This is a genomic window from Holdemania filiformis DSM 12042, assembly GCF_000157995.1.
GTDB classification, from domain to species: domain Bacteria; phylum Bacillota_I; class Bacilli_A; order Erysipelotrichales; family Erysipelotrichaceae; genus Holdemania; species Holdemania filiformis.
This window is the reverse complement of record NZ_GG657553.1, coordinates 210,291-226,313: the sequence shown is the minus strand read 5'-3', so window position 1 is coordinate 226,313 and position 16,023 is coordinate 210,291. Positions and strand designations below refer to the sequence as shown.

Annotated in this window: 13 protein-coding genes; 8 read left to right on the top strand and 5 right to left on the bottom strand. The window is 48.4% G+C overall.

Annotated elements, in window-relative coordinates; all coding sequences use genetic code 11:
* Positions 1-216: 216 nt before the first annotated feature.
* Positions 217-501 (top strand): hypothetical protein, encoded by a 285-nt coding sequence (locus HOLDEFILI_RS03465; protein ID WP_156788838.1) that lies wholly within the window; start codon positions 217-219, stop codon positions 499-501.
* 268 nt (positions 502-769) lie between these two features.
* Here the strand turns inward: HOLDEFILI_RS03465 and HOLDEFILI_RS03460 are convergent, their stop codons facing one another.
* Both HOLDEFILI_RS03460 and HOLDEFILI_RS03455 read right to left on the bottom strand, forming a co-directional pair.
* Positions 770-1,021, bottom strand: a complete 252-nt coding sequence (locus tag HOLDEFILI_RS03460; RefSeq protein WP_006058033.1) for a hypothetical protein — start codon at positions 1,019-1,021, stop codon at positions 770-772.
* Positions 1,022-1,042: 21 nt separating this feature from the next.
* The gene (locus HOLDEFILI_RS03455; RefSeq protein ID WP_006058032.1) at positions 1,043-1,741 is read right to left on the bottom strand and encodes a PD-(D/E)XK nuclease family transposase; all 699 of its coding nucleotides are present in this window, start codon (positions 1,739-1,741) and stop codon (positions 1,043-1,045) included.
* A gap of 354 nt (positions 1,742-2,095) precedes the next feature.
* On the opposite strand from HOLDEFILI_RS03455, the gene HOLDEFILI_RS03450 reads away from it, so the two are divergent.
* Positions 2,096-3,445 (top strand): MATE family efflux transporter, encoded by a 1,350-nt coding sequence (locus tag HOLDEFILI_RS03450; protein ID WP_006058030.1) that lies wholly within the window; start codon positions 2,096-2,098, stop codon positions 3,443-3,445.
* Positions 3,446-4,131: 686 nt separating this feature from the next.
* Here the strand turns inward: HOLDEFILI_RS03450 and HOLDEFILI_RS03445 are convergent.
* A complete protein-coding gene (locus HOLDEFILI_RS03445; RefSeq protein WP_006058027.1) occupies positions 4,132-4,965 on the bottom strand; it encodes a MurR/RpiR family transcriptional regulator in 834 nt (277 codons plus the stop codon).
* A 234-nt stretch (positions 4,966-5,199) separates the two neighbouring features.
* On the opposite strand from HOLDEFILI_RS03445, the gene HOLDEFILI_RS03440 reads away from it, so the two are divergent.
* The 4 genes from HOLDEFILI_RS03440 to HOLDEFILI_RS03425 all read left to right on the top strand — a co-directional run bounded on the left by HOLDEFILI_RS03440 (position 5,200) and on the right by HOLDEFILI_RS03425 (position 8,311).
* Positions 5,200-5,979, top strand: a complete 780-nt coding sequence (locus HOLDEFILI_RS03440) for a PTS mannose/fructose/sorbose/N-acetylgalactosamine transporter subunit IIC (protein WP_006058026.1) — start codon at positions 5,200-5,202, stop codon at positions 5,977-5,979.
* 4 nt (positions 5,980-5,983) lie between these two features.
* The gene (locus HOLDEFILI_RS03435) at positions 5,984-6,796 is read left to right on the top strand and encodes a PTS system mannose/fructose/sorbose family transporter subunit IID (RefSeq protein ID WP_039863985.1); all 813 of its coding nucleotides are present in this window, start codon (positions 5,984-5,986) and stop codon (positions 6,794-6,796) included.
* Between the two features lie 6 nt (positions 6,797-6,802).
* Entirely contained in the window at positions 6,803-7,525 is a 723-nt protein-coding gene (locus HOLDEFILI_RS03430; RefSeq protein WP_050766916.1) for an N-acetylmannosamine-6-phosphate 2-epimerase, read from the top strand.
* 81 nt (positions 7,526-7,606) lie between these two features.
* Complete coding sequence (locus HOLDEFILI_RS03425) at positions 7,607-8,311, top strand: sugar isomerase domain-containing protein (protein ID WP_039863812.1); 705 nt, start codon at positions 7,607-7,609, stop codon at positions 8,309-8,311.
* Between the two features lie 415 nt (positions 8,312-8,726).
* On the opposite strand, the gene HOLDEFILI_RS03420 is transcribed toward HOLDEFILI_RS03425, so the two are convergent.
* Complete coding sequence (locus HOLDEFILI_RS03420; RefSeq protein ID WP_006058021.1) at positions 8,727-9,608, bottom strand: LysR family transcriptional regulator; 882 nt, start codon at positions 9,606-9,608, stop codon at positions 8,727-8,729.
* 146 nt (positions 9,609-9,754) lie between these two features.
* Between HOLDEFILI_RS03420 and HOLDEFILI_RS03415 the strand changes: the two genes are divergently transcribed.
* Entirely contained in the window at positions 9,755-11,599 is a 1,845-nt protein-coding gene (locus tag HOLDEFILI_RS03415) for an FAD-dependent oxidoreductase (RefSeq protein WP_006058020.1), read from the top strand.
* A gap of 212 nt (positions 11,600-11,811) precedes the next feature.
* Here the strand turns inward: HOLDEFILI_RS03415 and HOLDEFILI_RS03410 are convergent, their stop codons facing one another.
* Entirely contained in the window at positions 11,812-13,005 is a 1,194-nt protein-coding gene (locus HOLDEFILI_RS03410) for an RNA polymerase factor sigma-54 (protein ID WP_039863811.1), read from the bottom strand.
* A gap of 152 nt (positions 13,006-13,157) precedes the next feature.
* Between HOLDEFILI_RS03410 and HOLDEFILI_RS03405 the strand changes: the two genes are divergently transcribed.
* Entirely contained in the window at positions 13,158-15,983 is a 2,826-nt protein-coding gene (locus tag HOLDEFILI_RS03405) for a sigma 54-interacting transcriptional regulator (RefSeq protein ID WP_050766915.1), read from the top strand.
* The last annotated feature ends 40 nt before the right edge of the window (positions 15,984-16,023 follow it).

Sequence of the window (16,023 nt, the reverse complement as noted above, 5' to 3'; positions counted from 1 at the left end):
CGGGGTCTTTATCATGATCGTCAGGTCTATTTGAAACTAAATCGACTGTCGGACGAAGCAAAAGGTTCCGGGCAATTTTTGTTGAAACAGTGGACAGGGGGAACAGGCGTTCGCTGCCTCCTTCATCTTACTTCTCAACGAGAGCCGGCGGAAAGCCTTGAATCCTTGTCTAACCGGGTGTTTATGATTCTAAGGGCATTTCTAAACGAGAATAGTATGATGAAACTGGATGGGAATTTCAATGCCGCAGCGCTTCAGAAGCTGGAAAGCTTGTGCGATCAACTGGAAAACAGTGGAATCCGCCCCCGCTTCGCCGCAGGTTTAAATAGTCTATCCCAAACGGCCGCAGTCTGGGTGGAAGCTGCGGTTTCTGAAACGATATGGGCAAAACTGGATCTGGCGGGAAAAACATTAGAGTATAAACCGGAGTGGATCCGCCTGGTTCAGGACCGTTCAGCGGCTTCTTTAATCCAGAAGCTGCAGGAAACGATCGGCAGCTAAACTTAAAATAAAAACCAGCACTGATCATTGTGAGTTTCTTCCATCGTTCGGGATTATTTTAGAATTTTGAGATCAAGAAGCAGGCAGTATAAAGCATTATAAGAGCTTTGTACTGCCTGCCTTTGCTATTATCATCGAATGCCAGGTAAGAAATGCTTTGAGATGCAATTCCAAAACCTATTGATACACTAGGACTGCCTGTTTATTCAACAAACTCATGTTTTGAGAAGGATTCTTTAATCTTTTCGGATTGTTTGCGATGAATGCTTTAAGCATAGCTTTCTATTCTTTTAATAATCTGCTCCGCCGATAATTCCGGATGTTCATTATGGCAGCTTAATATCTGTTGAACGATACTTTCCTCTTCATCTAAGATCTCCGCAATTTCTTTTGAAGTTCTGTCTTTTTTTGCGTTTTTTAAGACTTGGTTAACCACTTTATACAAGGCGCCGCGATGAAAATCGATCTCCCTCAGATCTTCCAGATCCATCTCTCTCATGATTTCCATCGTTTGCTGCATATATTCCTCGTAGTTTTTTGGTCATTCACTCATCTTCTTAACCACCTTTCTAATTTCTTCATCTTGTTCGCAAATACTTCTGATCCATTCCTGCTTTTCCGGGTCCCCTGAGTTGCCGAACAGGATCGCCCAGCGTTCCAGTCCCGTGAGCTCCTGTACTGGCTTCTTCCTTAGAAATTCAGTTCTTCCTGTTTCCATAATACTCAAATGAATTACTGTTGTCAAGGGAATCTGTGCTATTTTCAATCGTGTTTCCGTTTCATCTGTGATGATCCCCGGGTTTGGAAAAAAATTAAAATCCGCAATCAGGATCAGCCACACAGATTTCAGATCTTCGTATTCTTTACCTCTCATTTTCTGTGCGGCTAACAACCGCGCCGCATAATACTCCATCCGTTTTAGAACTTTGGCACAGGTTCCCTGCCGCTGCACTTCGATCACAAATAAAATTTTACCATTGATAATCCCGCGGACATCATAGCGTATCGCTTTCTGCAGTGCGTGATCCAGTTTTTGTTCCTGAGGCAGGATCTCCAGCGAGTTAATTTCGCAGTAACGCCATTGAGACAGGAAATTTGTCATTGCTTTCTCATCGTTGGCGATTACATTTTTAAAGAATCCATCCTCAAGCAGGGAATGAGTCTTGCTTTCCCGCGGATATAGAATTCTTGGAATGTAAGGTACTGGGTTTTCTCTGACAAGGGTCGTTTGTATCTTCATGAACGAATCCTCCTTTACCTCTAATATTGCGGAAAAATGGAAAAAGCCTTGCTCTATTTGATGAAAATTGAAGAAAAAAGCTTAATCTTCTTAACTTTTTTGAAACATTTTCATCATCTGAGCGTTAACCATCTTAAACAAAGCGCGTTAAAATCGAAATGAAAAAGTAAAATCCGTTTCGTTTCGATGTTCTTTTTCCCATTCTTATTCAGAGAACGTTGACATGGATCGCAGAGTTCGACTATAATGACACTGTTCATCGGAGGGGAAATCACAAAGGTGATTTGCTGGATAAGATGGCTGACGTAAAGCGTCAGTGTCTTATCCTTTTTTTGATTGATGGGAGGAATTTAGATGAGAGCAGAATTTACGAGCGGCAAAATCTTAGCGCCGCTGATGAAGTTTACCGTACCGATCATGATCGCGCTGATTCTGCAGGCGCTCTATGGTGCCGTCGACTTGTTGGTTGTCGGTCAGTTTGCTTCACCGGAGGCTGTATCGGCTGTCGCAACAGGCAGTCAGGTCATGCATTCGATGATGGTCATCATTACCGGATTGGCAATGGGAATCACGGTGCTGATCGGTCAGCAGTTTGGCCGGGGTGAACCGGAAAAAGTGGGACAGACTGTGGAAAGCGGCGTCTTTTTGTTCGGCTGTCTGGCCTTGGTTTTAACCGGTGTCATGGTCGCTGCGACGCCGGCGCTGGTGACGTTGATGCAGGCGCCTGCCGAAGCGGTTGCGTTTACGAATCAATATGTCCTGATCTGTTCCGGTGGGATTCTGTTCATTGCGGCCTACAATACGCTGGGCAGTATTTTCCGGGGATTGGGTGATGCACGAACACCATTGCTGGCGGTGGCGATTGCCTGCGTTGCGAATATCGTTCTCGATCTGTTGTTTGTCGCCGGTTTTAATATGGGGGCGGCGGGGGCGGCGCTGGCAACCGTGATCGCGCAGGCGGCCAGCGTCGTATTGTCGCTGGCGGTCGTCGCTCATCAGGGACTGCCGTTTCCCTTTTCCTGGCGGAGGATCCGGTTTCATGGGGAAACCATCAAAGAAATCGTCAAGCTGGGAGCGCCGGTCGCGCTGCAGGATCTGTTAGTCAGCATTTCCTTCCTGGCGATCACAGCGATTGTGAATCAGCTCGGCGTCATCGCTTCCGCCGGGGTCGGCGTAGCGGAGAAGGTCTGTACGTTTATCCTGCTGGTGCCCTCGGCTTACGCTCAATCCATTTCCGCTTATGTCGCGCAGAATATCGGCGCGAATCAGCCGCAGCGGGCGAAGCGGGGAATGGCTTATGGGATCGCGACCTCGTTATTGTTCGGAATCTTTATGAGCTATTTCGCCTTTTTCCATGGCGATTTGCTTTCCGGATTGTTCGCCAGAGATCCGCAGGTGATCCTGGCGGCCGCCGATTATCTGAAAGCTTATGCGATCGACACGCTGCTGGTATCGTTTATGTTCTGCTTCGTCGGCTATTTCAACGGCTGCGGCAAGACGACTTTCGTCATGTTCCAGGGACTGGTCGGCGCCTTCTTCGTGCGGATTCCAGTTTCCTATCTGGCAAGCAAGAGGCTTCCGGTCACCTTGTTCAAGATCGGTTTGGCGACACCGTGTTCTACCTTTGTTCAGATCATCCTTTGTGTCCTTTATTTTCTCTGGCTGGGACGGAAAGAAAAAAAGCTGACGCCGGTCCATTCCTGATTCATGGATTATAAAGAAATTGAATGTAATTTAAAGTTAGCGATCAAGTCAAATTGTAAATGTATTGATCAGAAACTGTCAAAATCACCTGTTTATGCGGGTGATTTTTCTTTCTTTAAAATCTTTGACTTATGAAATTGATTGCGAGGGAGTGAACCTGTCAGCGATAAGCGTATATATGAATTATGCTTCCTTATTCCTAGAGATCAAAATCAAAAAGAAAAAGACAAAGTTGAATCTTTGTCCTTAGAAAACAGTGTGCAAAAGTCCAGGAAGATTGTTTCTTACATCCCAGGTTGTTTCGGCATTATAATAAAAAAGCAGGGACAGCATAGGACTAAACTAAGGATGTGGAAGTAAAACGGATCACTGCCGGAAAATCCGCAGCTGGATAAAAATTCCGAGGATGCAAATCGATAACAATCTGAAAATAGTAGATGAACTGGACTAACGGCCCAGCTGGCAGTGGATGCCAAGGAATTCAAGCCGAGCAGACCGTTAGAAACCTTGACACTCAGCTGGCAGTATCAAGACGATTATTTAGTTTTCCAGATAATTTCCGCTACATCAGAGAGTTGTCTGCCCACAGCCTGGCTTGTTACAGGAAATTCAGGGAATATTGAAGCCTTACGGCATGTTTCAGACGCGCAGGATTTTACTGATGATCAAGGTGATCGGAAAAACAGTTAACCGTTATATTTATAATCCAATAATTTCTCAGACTCAGCGATGATCTTTTCATAGTGCTCAAAATCTGTTTTATATAAATTTAAGTAAATCATATCTAAAAGACAAAGCTGGGAGCATCGCAGCGTCATTGCGTTGAGGCGGGTATTCGTTTCATAATTGACGGTTTTCAATACAATATCCGAGTAACCATGCAGCCGGTTTTTCTGAATTCGCGTCATCGCGATGACCGTCACATTCTGATGGCCGGCAATCCGCGCGGCTTTTAGAATCTCCGGTGTTTCTCCCGATTCGGAGATTAAAAACAAAACGTCCTGCGGGCCGAACTGACTCAGCATCGAAAAAATGATATGTGAATTCGCGCTGCAAAATGAATCCAGGCCCATCTTTAGCCACTGATTGGAAATGTATTCAGCGAATAAATTCGAGTTGCCAAATCCGAAGACGATGATTTTCCGTGCTTTTTTGAGAGCGGAAACGGTCTGATCAATGACTTGAGGCGGATTGAATTCAAGAGTCAGCTGCGCCATTTTCTGATACTGCTGGATGATCTTCTGATTGGTTGACGAGGTGCCCTCATTGACGACAATCTCCTCCTTGACTTTTTCTTCAGTCAGCGAGGTAGACAAATCTTCCAACAATTCCCGAAAACTGCGGTATCCTAATTTTTTAGAAAACCGGATGATTGTGGATTGCCCGATATTCAGCCTGTCCGCAAGCTGATAGGATGTAAAACTGCGGGCTTCGAGCGAATGATTTTGGAAAAAATCCGCAATGATTTTCTCTGTCTGGGTTAATTCATTTTGAACTTGTTTCAATTTTTCCTGGTACATGAAATCACCTCGGTTGTATAAAACTATTATACATAACCTGGAAAGAAATAACAATTTCAAAATTCACAAATGACTTGGAAAGTCATCACAAAATAATTTATTTTTAAATTAATGACTTAATTTTGTTGACAATAAACAACGTTTTCTTCTATGATCTGGATAGATTAATTCATATTTCTTGCGCAAGGTGATGAATTAAGAAGTGTTGCGAAAGATCGCAAGGAGGAGCGTTTTATGACATTGTTGCAAGCTCTGCTGATTGCCTTATTCGGCTATCTTTCTTCCAATTATTCACCGTGGTGTTTCGGCCAGCTGGGCGGTTGGTATACAATGGGGCGTCCGCTGGTTTCCGGTTTGATCATCGGCGTTATTCTAGGGGACGTGCGGACTGGAATCCTGATGGGCGCTGCCGTCCAGACTTTGTATATCGGCCTGGTTACACCGGGACTGTCGATGCCGGCGGATCTGAATTTCGCGGCTTATATGGGTATTCCATTAGCCATGGTGGCCGGCGCATCGACGGAATATGCGTTGAGCCTGTCGGTTCCGCTAAGCTTTCTGGGCGTTTCGTTAGTCTATGTCGTGGCTTCAGTCAACGTCTACTGGGTGCGCAAACAGGAACAATGGATTGAACAAGGGAAGATTAAAAAAGCGACCAATGCCCCGGTATATGCGTCGATATCCCAGTTTGCGGCTCGTTTTGTACCGATTTTTCTGGCTTGTTATTTCGGTCAGGACTTCATTATCTCCGTGGTTCAGGCGATCCCGGCCTGGCTGGGCGATACGTTTGTGATTTTTGGCAAGATGCTGCCGGCGGTCGGTTTTGCGATGCTGCTGCGATTTGTGCTGGGTAAAAATGCGGAGCTGGTGTACTTCTTCGTCGGGTTTATCATGATCGCCGTCTTGAAAATGCCGATCGTAGCCGCGACGCTGATCGCTTGTTTCCTGGCTTATCTGGATATCCGGTACACGGCGAAAAAAACGAATGAAGTGGAGGTTGAAGTCGATGAGTAACACCATGAAAAAATTATCAAAGTCAGATTTATTTCATGCCTATGCTTACTGGATGATGTTCGCGCTGGCAGCGCAGAATATGGAACGAATGGAAGCTCCGGCATTTGCCGGGATGATGGGGAAGGTCGCTGACAAGCTGTACGACGATCCGGAAGAACAAAAGGCCCTGATGCTGCGGCATACGCAGTTCTACAACAGTCAGCCGATGGTCGGCGTGATGATCAACGGTATCGCGCTGGGCATGGAAGAACAACGGGCATGCGGGGAAAATGTGCCGGATGAATTGATTTCATCCACGAAAACAGCCCTGATGGGGCCTTTCGCGGGCGTGGGTGATTCCTTATTTATCGGAACTTTGATTCCGATCTTGCTGAGTATCGGCTTGGGTCTGGTTGGGGAACAGGGAAGCCTGGCGGGACCGTTGTTTTATATTATCGCCTGGCAGGGGATCATGCTTCCGTTTACCTGGCTGACCTTCCGGTTCGGCTATCGGTCGGGCATCACCGCGATCCATACGTTGTTCGAAAGCGGGATGAAGGACGTCGCAGTTCGTTTTGCCAACATCGTCGGTTTGATCATCGTCGGCTGCATCAGCGCGCAATATGTCAGCGTGAAGATCGGCTGGGCGTATGTGTCCGGCGAGATGACGATGAGTATTCAGAGCGTGCTGGATGGAATTCTTCCAGGGCTGCTTCCGCTATTGCTGACATTAGGGGCTTGGGCTTTGATGGAGAAGAAACATTGGAAAATGGGACGGGTTTTCGTTCTGATCTTTGCGATTGCCCTGATTGGCCGGTTCTTCGGTATCCTGGCGTGAATGATTATGCGAAAGGAACTTCTTGAACAACTGCGCGGCGGACTGGTCGTTTCCTGCCAGGCGTTTGATTACGAACCCTTTTACGGCGCAGAAATGATGGCGAAGATGGCGGTTTCCGCTAAGCTGGGCGGCGCGGCTGCCATCCGGGCAAGCTGGCCGGAGAACATCCGGGCGATCAAAAAGGAAGTGGATCTGCCCATCTTCGGGATTAATAAAATCATGCCTGAGGTCTATGACAAATTTCGCGACGTGATCATCACACCGACCTTAACTTCAGCCCGGGCTGTCGCGGAGGCCGGCGCGGATATCGTGGCTGTCGACTGCACGCTGCGCCAGGGGCGCACGCCGGAAATGATCCAGACGCTGCTGCAGGAATATAAAGCCGAGCTGGACGTGATGATCATGGCGGAAATCAGTACCGCGGAAGAAGGCCGGATTGCGGCTTCGGGCGGCGCGGATATTTTATCGACGACCATCGCCGGTTATACCCCGTATTCCCGTCAACTGGACGAGCCGGATTACCGGCTGATCGAGGAGCTGGTCGAAACAACAACGCTGCCCATCAATGCTGAAGGCCGGTTTCATCGGCCGGAACAGGTTGTCCAAGCTTTCAAAACCGGGGCCTGGACTGTCACCGTCGGCAGCGCGATCACCCGGCCGCATTGCATCACGCAGGAATTTATCCGGGCCATCCACCAATTCAAGAATCAGGAAAAGACTGGAAAGTAAAAATGGAATAAATTATTCATAATATGTTGTAAAATGTGAATAAAAAGTTTACAATAGGTGCAGAAAGTGGAGGAATTGAAAATGACCAATAAAGTATTCCCAACGGTTCATCAGCTGGTTGACCAAGTCGAACAGACACAACAGGAAAACATTGAAGCCGCGGCGCAGGCGGTCGCTCAGTGCATCATCGACGGCGGCATTATCCAGGCTTGGGGCGGCGGCCATTCGATGGCGGGCGCAATGGAAGTCGCGCATCGCGCAGGCGGATTCATCCCAACGAAGAAAATTGTAGAACCATCCAACAATGCTTATGAAACGGTGGAAAGAGCCGGCGAAGTCTTCATGAAAAAGGTCGACGTGCGTCCGGGGGATGTTGTGTTCATCATCTCCAATTCCGGCCGCAATCCGCTGTGCATGGATATTGCGCTGGGCTGCAAGAAAAAAGGCGCAAAGCTGATTGCGATCACTGCGCTGGAAGCTTCTTCTCATTTGAAACCAAAGCATTCCTGCGGTAAAAACTTGTATGAAATTTCGGACATCGTGTTGGATAACTGCACGCCGGAAGGCGACTGCTGCATCGATCTGGAAGGCTTTGACGGCAAGATCTGCGGTATGTCGATGATTACCACGTCGGTTCTGGTGCAGGCTGTAACGTACCGGGCGGCGGAAATCTTAATTGAAAAAGGCATCACCCCGCCGATTTATAAATCCCAGAATATCGACGGCGGCCGCGAGTTCAACGAATCGCTGGAAGCACAGTACATCGAACGGCTGTACCGGATCTAAGGTTCAGAGTCAAAAAAACGCTCTAAAATTTTGATTCAATCCCACTAAAATTGTTAAAGGAAATCATTAAATTTCACTTAACGATAGAGGTGGGATTTTATTATGGGAAGAAAGCCGTAATCAGACTCGGGAATAAGATCCGGGATTTTCCTGTTATGACTGAAACATCTTTAAAAAAATTAGCCGTACCGAGAAACTGATTCTCTGTGCAGATCAAATCTATGATCAGATATTTACGCACGATCAAGGATAGATCATCAGGCCAATCCCTGATGCTGATTTCCGGACAATAATTCAGAATTGGAGAACAGAGGTCATTGAATGGTTGCGAACGTCAGCCGGCCAAAAGGAAAACTTTTTAATCACATGCCAGGCGACGAAAACAACGCACTCACGGGGGATCCATAAGATTCGGTCAAGCGAAGCTCAGGACATAGCGGACAAAGCTGACTTCGATCTCGCTCAGGCGATGATCATGCAGATAAGCAAAATAAATATCCCAGTTAAGATCGGGGTCAGTGAACGGAATTTGCCGGACTTCAGGGAATCCCGGACAGCCCGTATTGCTCATGATCCCGATGACAGCGTTATTCTTCTTAAAAATGTTTTCATAAGTGGAAAACAGATATCCGCTGGTCGGAATCAGAACAGGCTCAGCGGAAACGGCGGCTGCTTCGTCTCTAAGCAGATGATATGTTTTAAACTGAGGTCCGGCACAATGGATTGCCTGGCGATGCAGATCCTGGATCGACAACTCAGTTTTCGCATAAAGCGGATGCTTAGGACTGACCATCAGACACAGTGATAATTTTTTGATGAGATAACTTTTGAAGCGTTGCTGGACCATTGGCATTCCGACGGTAAACAGGAAATCAGCCTTGCCGGTCAGCACATGCTGCTCAGCTACTTTGTCGGGGTAGCCGTCAAATTGAATTTCAGCCTGGTTCTGTAGGGCCATAAAGTCTTCAATCAAGGTAGGCGATATTGATTCCATCGTCTGATAAGCCGCCGCAATCCGCAGCGGAATGATGCCCTCGCGTGTAATGGAATGGATTTTATGCAGTCCGGAATTAAATGAGGATAATATATCCTGGCAGATGGGAAAAATTGCTTTTGCATAAGGCGTCATGGCAACGCCCGTAGGAACTTTTATAAACAGCGGCGAACCTAATTCAGCTTCTAAGGTTTTGATGCTTTTCGACAACGCCTGCTGAGTGATATACAACTTTCCTGCCGCGATGGATACATTTAAATCCTGGCAGACTTGTACAAAATAAGTTAAATTTCTGATTTCCATTCCGGCTTTTCTCCTTTGACTTTATTATAATCTGAACTCTTCGGATTTTCTGCCGGAAAGAAGGAAAAATAGTTTGAAAAAAAAGAAATCTAGTTGTTAGAAAAATAACAATTTGCTCCTTATAATAAAAACAGGAGGGAAGATTAATGAAGAAAGTGATTCAACTTCTGATCAGCGCTTTTTTAATTTTGTCAATCAGCGCTTGTTCAGAGACTACATCTGAAAATCCAACCGCATCATCTACACCACAGGCTTATACGGCCGGAACTTATACGGCGGAAGCGCAGGGAATCCGCAGTCCGGTAAAAGTAGCGGTAACTTTCAGCGATTCAAAAATTGAGAAAATAGAAATTCTGGAACACGGTGAAACCCGAAATATTGCGGATGCCGCATTGGAACAGATACCGGAAGCTATTCTTGAAAATCAATCGCTGGCAGTTGACGTTGTGTCGTCGGTAACCTTTACCAGCCGTGCTATATTAAACGCTGTCGAAGATGCCTGCGAACAGGCGGGAGGTAATTTGGACTTGTTGAAATCGCCGCTGCCGGCCTCAAAGACTGACGAGGAAGTCAGTGCTGACGTGGTTGTCGTTGGTATGGGACTGGCCGGAATTACGGCTTCCATGAGCGCATTGGATGCAGGTGCAAAGGTGGTTGCGGTGGAGAAGGCCGGCGCAGCGGGCGGATCGTCAAAGTATTCCGGCGGCTTTATCACTGCCGTTCAATCGCAACAGCAGCAAGCTGTCGGTTATGATTTGGATGTTGACGGCTATATGGACTACTTTAATGATTGTGAAGACCAGTCCGTGAAACCGGATGAAACAGACCGTGAAGCGGTGCGTGCGATGATTGAACGCTCAGCCGCAGATTTGGAATTCTTGGAAAATCATAATGTAGGGATTGCCGGTCCTGACGGTTTTGGCGGCGATTTCAAAGTTTGGCACTATCCGGCGACTCGGACGAGCGCTTTTGACGGCGAGGCTGGCGGCGCGGATCACATCGCGGCAGGCATGGCCTGGCTGGAAGAAAAAGAAAACTTTTCAATATTCTACAATACGCCTGCAACACAAATTCTGACGGATGATCAAGGCCGGATTACTGGTGTATTGTGCGAAAAAGAAGATGGCTCTACTCTGACTGTTCAGGCTAAGGCAGTGGTCTTGGCAACTGGCGGATGGGCGGCAAGTCCGGAATTAATGGAACGCTTCTGTCCGGAATTTCCAAGCGAGTGGATTCTTCCGTACACAACGGCAGCCATGACGGATACCGGCGACGGAATTTTAATGGCGGAGAAATTAGGCGCCGCTGTGTATGAAGACGGCTGGTGGATGGACTTAGCTATCGGCGCCGATGCCGGCGGATATTCGACGTACTTTCCGAATACGCTGAACAGCCTGATCAACTATGCTAATTATTTTGTCGTCGATAAGACCGGTCAAAGAATTCTGAACGTAAACGCCTTATACGGTCCCCGTTCGATCGCGTTTGCGGACGCAATGGAACGGACCGGTGAAATTTTCTCAATCTTTACCGGGGAAGGGTTCCCGGCAGGCATAGAGTTTATTGAAGCGAATCAGCGCGTCGATGATAAAATTGTTTATCGAGCGGAAACTTTGGAAGAACTGGCTCAGAAAACCGGGATGGATCCCGAAGTGCTGACGGCTCAGGTCGAGCGCTATAATCAATTCTGTGAAAAGGGAGTGGATACGGACCTGGGCCAGACGACCTTAGTTCCTATTCATGAAGGACCGTATTATGCGATCAGTATTAAGACCATTACAATGGGAACCATCGGCGGATTAAAAACGTCGGACATTAATCAGGTTCTTTCAACGGATGGCGAGGCGATCGATGGGTTATATGCGGCAGGTGAATTAATCAACGGGAAGTACTTTAACCAGGTTTATGTATCCGGTGACGCTCAGCTTCTGTGTACGGATTCGGGAATTCTGGCAGGTGAAGCGGCAGCCAAGCATGCTTTAGCGAAATAACTTCTTTCCGTTTGAAGCTTTAGAGAAGAACATTTGAAGGCTTTTTGAATTTTGATCCCTAAGCAATAAAAAGATAAGCAGTAACGGATACCCAGATAGGGCAGACTTCGTGTTTTAAGACAAAGAAGCAGGCATTATAAAGCGTTATATAAAGCTTTGTACCGCCTGCCTTTTTTGTTTTTATTGTAGACTGAGTAAGCATCTGATATGTTTCAGTCTGTGTTTTTAACCAATCTGCGTTGATAGGAATTGGGAATGTTAAGCCGCTTGCGGACATCGGCGATCCGTCTGCGGGAGAGGACCACACCCTCATTTTGAAAACGCAGCGCCAGCTGTTCATCATCCAGCGGGATAGCCGGGTCTTCCTCAGCGATCCACCGCTTGAGCTGCGTTTCGATCCTGTCGCGGCTGATCTGATGCAGCGCTTTGCATAACAGATCGGAAAAGGGCCGGATCCGGCCGTTGAATTCATAATATTTATGCGCACAGGCGCGGGATACTGTGGACAGATGAAGTCCGGTTTCCTCTGCCACTTCCTTTAAGCGGCAAACCGCTAACGGCGCGTCTTGAAGCAAATGATCCCGCTGGCGTCGGACAAGGCACTGGAAGACCAGCTGCATCGTGAGATTACGCTGGTCGATCAGATCCAATGTCAGCTGAGCTTCTTTTAAGTATTGCTTCAGCTGAGGGCTGAGCGGCCCGGCCGGGATGTCGAGCAGAACCTGCGGGGAAAGCGGGATAATCGAGAACTCCCCGTCTTCCAGCGTCAAACGGACGTCAGCCTGCACATAGGTGTTTTCCACGGGGCCGAGCTGGCAGGGATAAAGCTGGCAGGAACGGATCACGTTCAGCTGATCCTGCAGTTCGGTTGCCGTCAACCTGAGTTTCCGGCACAGCGTTGAAATTTGACCGCGGCTTAATTCCTCCGCGCCTTCGTCCAGGATCCGCAGCGCCATTCTTTCATTCCGAAATCTGAGCTGCCGGCGGATGTAATCCAGACTATTGCGGCAGCCGATACCGAACGGCTCTAGCTGTTGAACCCCACTCAGCGCGGCCGCGATTTCCTCCGGCTGAAAACCGGGTGCCGGCTGGGCTGGATCGTAGAAGCCATGATCGTCCAATGCCTCAATGATATACTCCGCCACGTCGAGGCGGAAGCGCCAACGGCCGGTGTGCAGCTGGTTCAGTAAGTCGGCGCGAAGATCGAACTCTGGCTGGGCCTGAGCGAACAGCACTTCGTCGGAAACGGTATGCAGAAACGGATTAGCGGCGATCAGCGAGCGCAGCTCGACGGCCAGTTCCTGTCGGTTTTTTGTTAGGGTTTCGACAAAACGGCTGCGTGCAGGCGAGAAGGCCTGGCGCTGCCGCTGGGCTTGATGTAAGCGCAGACTTTGTTTGTTCTTCATCTCGGTACTCTCCTGATTTTCAGTGTAGTCCAATCCCACAGTTCTGGCAAGCGCTTTCATGGGGAATGTTAAAAATTGGGAAATCCTTGATAATAAAGGAATTGTAAAAATTATTGATTGAATTTACAATGGACTGGAAGAGGAGCAGAGTCATGGAAAATAAAACGAAGCGTCAGCTCTATGAGAGGATCGAAACGCAGATGACGGGCCGGCCGGTCCGCGAACTCGATCTCGAACTGTTCTGTGCCCGGAGCTTAGCGGAGAAGCTGGACATCTCCCGCAATCTTGCGTCCCAATACCTTAACGAATTGTTTTATGAAGGGAAGCTGATTAAAATCGGAGCACACCCCACCTGTTTTTTAGCGCGCAGCGCGCTGGAAAACGACGGCTTTGCCAGCGTCTATGACAACGCCGAGGACTTATGGAATCAGGCGGATCAGCTGCAGGAGAAACGCTCGGTGTTCTCCGATCTGATTGGCGGCAACGGCAGCTTGCACTACGCAATCGAGCAATGCAAGGCGGCGATGAATTATCCCGGCAGCGGACTGGCAGTTTTGCTTCATGGCCCGACCGGCAGCGGTAAGAGCTTACTGGCCGCGAAGCTGTATGACTATTGCGTACAGCGTGGGCTGATCGGCAGCGAAGGAAAGCTGATCACGGTCAACTGTGCGGAATATTCGGACAATCCGGATTTCTTTCTGACCAGTTTGTTCGGCTATACCAAAGGCGCGTACACCGGAGCGGAGAAGGACAGCGAGGGACTTCTGGCACTGGCGGACAAGGGGATGTTATTCCTGGATGAAATTCACAGCCTGACGCCGGAATGTCAGGAAAAGTTGTTTTTGTTTATGGATAAGGGCGTTTATCACCGGGTCGGCGATAATCAAAAATGGCTTGCCAGTACGGTGCGCTTTGTGTTCGCAACGACGGAAAACCCGGATCAGGCGTTGTTGAAAACGCTGTTCCGCAGAATTCCGATCGTGATTCAGATTCCGGCGTTGAAAGAACGGCCGCTGACGGAGAAGCGCGAATTGATCCGGTATATTCTTGAAACCGAACAGACCAAGTTCAAAATGCCGGTGCGGATCAGTGAATCTGCCTACCGCCTGTTGGAGCAGCATGAATTCCGTCACAACATCGGCGAGCTGAAAAACGATATCCAGGTCGGTATGGCCGGTGCGTACATGAAGGCGATTAAAAACGCCAGTCCGACGCTCGATCTGCATATCAGCGATCTGCCTTCCGGACTGGTCCGCAATCCGCTGCGGAATCCGTTAATGGATCAAGGCAGCGTGAGCCGGCTGCTGCCGCTGGGCGAGCTGCTGCCGCGGGGCGGCGGAGAAAGCCGGTATCTGTTGTTTTATCAGGCCGCGATGCAGAATTACGAACGCTTCCAGAAGCATGAGCTGTCGCTTGACACGTTTCTGGCCACGACGACGCTGCAGCTGGAACAATACGTTGATTTCCTGTTTTTCAACAATGAAAATTTCAGCTCGCCGCAGGAGGAGATCGTCCAGAGCCTGTTGGCGAACATCAACCGGCTGCTGAATAAGAAATACGGAATGCCCGAGCTGTCCAACAACGAAATTAAGATCCTGGCCCGCTACTTCACCGATCTGCTTCAGAATGAGCCGATCAGTGCCGTGGAGCTGCGCCGCCGCGGCCGCAGCATCAGCGATTTCCAGGAAACGTTAAAAACGGTCAACCCCAAGCTGGTTTCGATTGCCAATGAAATCCTGCCGTTGCTGCAAACCGGCCTGAATCTGCCATTGGGCGCATTTGAGGAAATCACGACGACGTTGTTTTTTCTCTACTTTAACCGGGGCTATCAGCCGGCGCCGATTCCGGTCGTCATCATGGCGCATGGTTATTCCATTGCCAGCGGGATCGCAGAGCTGGCGAATCAGCTGCTGCACCAGAATATCTTCACGGCGATCGACATGCCGGTTGAAAGTCATTTTGAAACGATCACCAACAAGCTTAAACAGTATTTGAGTGAAATCCGGAATTGTCACGAGATCATCGTCATGGTCGACATGGGCTCGCTGGAAGGCATTCAGAAATATATCGATCAGACTGCCGATCTGGATATCGGCATCATCAACAATGTCACGACCAAGCTGGCCCTGGACGTCGGCGCGATGATCATGGAAGGGGATTCGCTGGAGACGATTCTTGAACAGGCCAAGCAGCGCTCGCTGCCGAATTACGTGATCATTAAAAACCGTGTCCGTCCCAAAGCGATTCTGACAGTTTGTTCCTCCGGCATTGGGATTGCGGGCAAGATTGCCGCACTGGTGGAAAACAGCTTCCCGAAAAAAATGGATCTGACGGTCATTCCGATCGCTGCCGATACGCTTCAGCACCGCCAGGCGTCAGGAATTTTTGATAAATACAATGTTATTCTGATTCTTGGCACGCTGAATCTGAAACCGCAAGGTATTCCGTTTATCTCAATCGAAGATATCATCAATCAAAGCGACAGCTGGGTGCTCAAAGAAAAGTTGGGAATGTTGATGAACGACGAGGAGCTGACGGTATTTACGCAGAACATGGTGCGCAACTTCTCCCTGGATAACTTGATCGACTATCTGACAATTCTCAATCCGGAGAAAATTATCGTGTACGTCGAGGAAATCCTCGAACAGATACAGAAACGGCTGGAATTCACGTTGTCCAACAACATCCTGATCGGACTTTATCTGCATATCAGCTGTTTGATCGAGCGGCTGATCATCGACAAGCGCTTCGTCTACTATCTCAACCTGGAGAAATTTGAAGCTGAGCACGGCGATTTCATCGCGATGATCCGGGAGGTGTTCGGCCGCGTGTGCCGGGCCTACAATGTCGTCATCCCCACGGCGGAGATCGGCTATCTTTACAATTATATCGTGCAGGGGAAATCTGTCGAAAAACAGGTTGAATGTGTCGAAGAATCCAAATCGGAACTGATGGAAAGCGTCGGATTTACCGAATAACCGGAGAAAACCAAGGAAAAAACGAAAAATTTTAAGAAAG

Excerpts from the sequence above, each read along its gene's own strand:
- HOLDEFILI_RS03455 (WP_006058032.1), bottom strand. The coding sequence starts at position 1,741 with ATGAAGATACAAACGACCCTTGTCAGAGAAAACCCAGTACCTTACATT.
- HOLDEFILI_RS03410 (WP_039863811.1), bottom strand. The coding sequence starts at position 13,005 with ATGAAGAACAAACAAAGTCTGCGCTTACATCAAGCCCAGCGGCAGCGC.
- HOLDEFILI_RS03405 (WP_050766915.1), top strand. The coding sequence starts at position 13,158 with ATGGAAAATAAAACGAAGCGTCAGCTCTATGAGAGGATCGAAACGCAG.
- HOLDEFILI_RS03425 (WP_039863812.1), top strand. The coding sequence starts at position 7,607 with ATGACCAATAAAGTATTCCCAACGGTTCATCAGCTGGTTGACCAAGTC.
- HOLDEFILI_RS03420 (WP_006058021.1), bottom strand. The coding sequence starts at position 9,608 with ATGGAAATCAGAAATTTAACTTATTTTGTACAAGTCTGCCAGGATTTA.
- HOLDEFILI_RS03440 (WP_006058026.1), top strand. The coding sequence starts at position 5,200 with ATGACATTGTTGCAAGCTCTGCTGATTGCCTTATTCGGCTATCTTTCT.
- HOLDEFILI_RS03460 (WP_006058033.1), bottom strand. The coding sequence starts at position 1,021 with ATGCAGCAAACGATGGAAATCATGAGAGAGATGGATCTGGAAGATCTG.
- HOLDEFILI_RS03435 (WP_039863985.1), top strand. The coding sequence starts at position 5,984 with ATGAAAAAATTATCAAAGTCAGATTTATTTCATGCCTATGCTTACTGG.
- HOLDEFILI_RS03445 (WP_006058027.1), bottom strand. The coding sequence starts at position 4,965 with ATGTACCAGGAAAAATTGAAACAAGTTCAAAATGAATTAACCCAGACA.
- HOLDEFILI_RS03415 (WP_006058020.1), top strand. The coding sequence starts at position 9,755 with ATGAAGAAAGTGATTCAACTTCTGATCAGCGCTTTTTTAATTTTGTCA.
- HOLDEFILI_RS03450 (WP_006058030.1), top strand. The coding sequence starts at position 2,096 with ATGAGAGCAGAATTTACGAGCGGCAAAATCTTAGCGCCGCTGATGAAG.
- HOLDEFILI_RS03430 (WP_050766916.1), top strand. The coding sequence starts at position 6,803 with ATGCGAAAGGAACTTCTTGAACAACTGCGCGGCGGACTGGTCGTTTCC.
- HOLDEFILI_RS03465 (WP_156788838.1), top strand. The coding sequence starts at position 217 with ATGATGAAACTGGATGGGAATTTCAATGCCGCAGCGCTTCAGAAGCTG.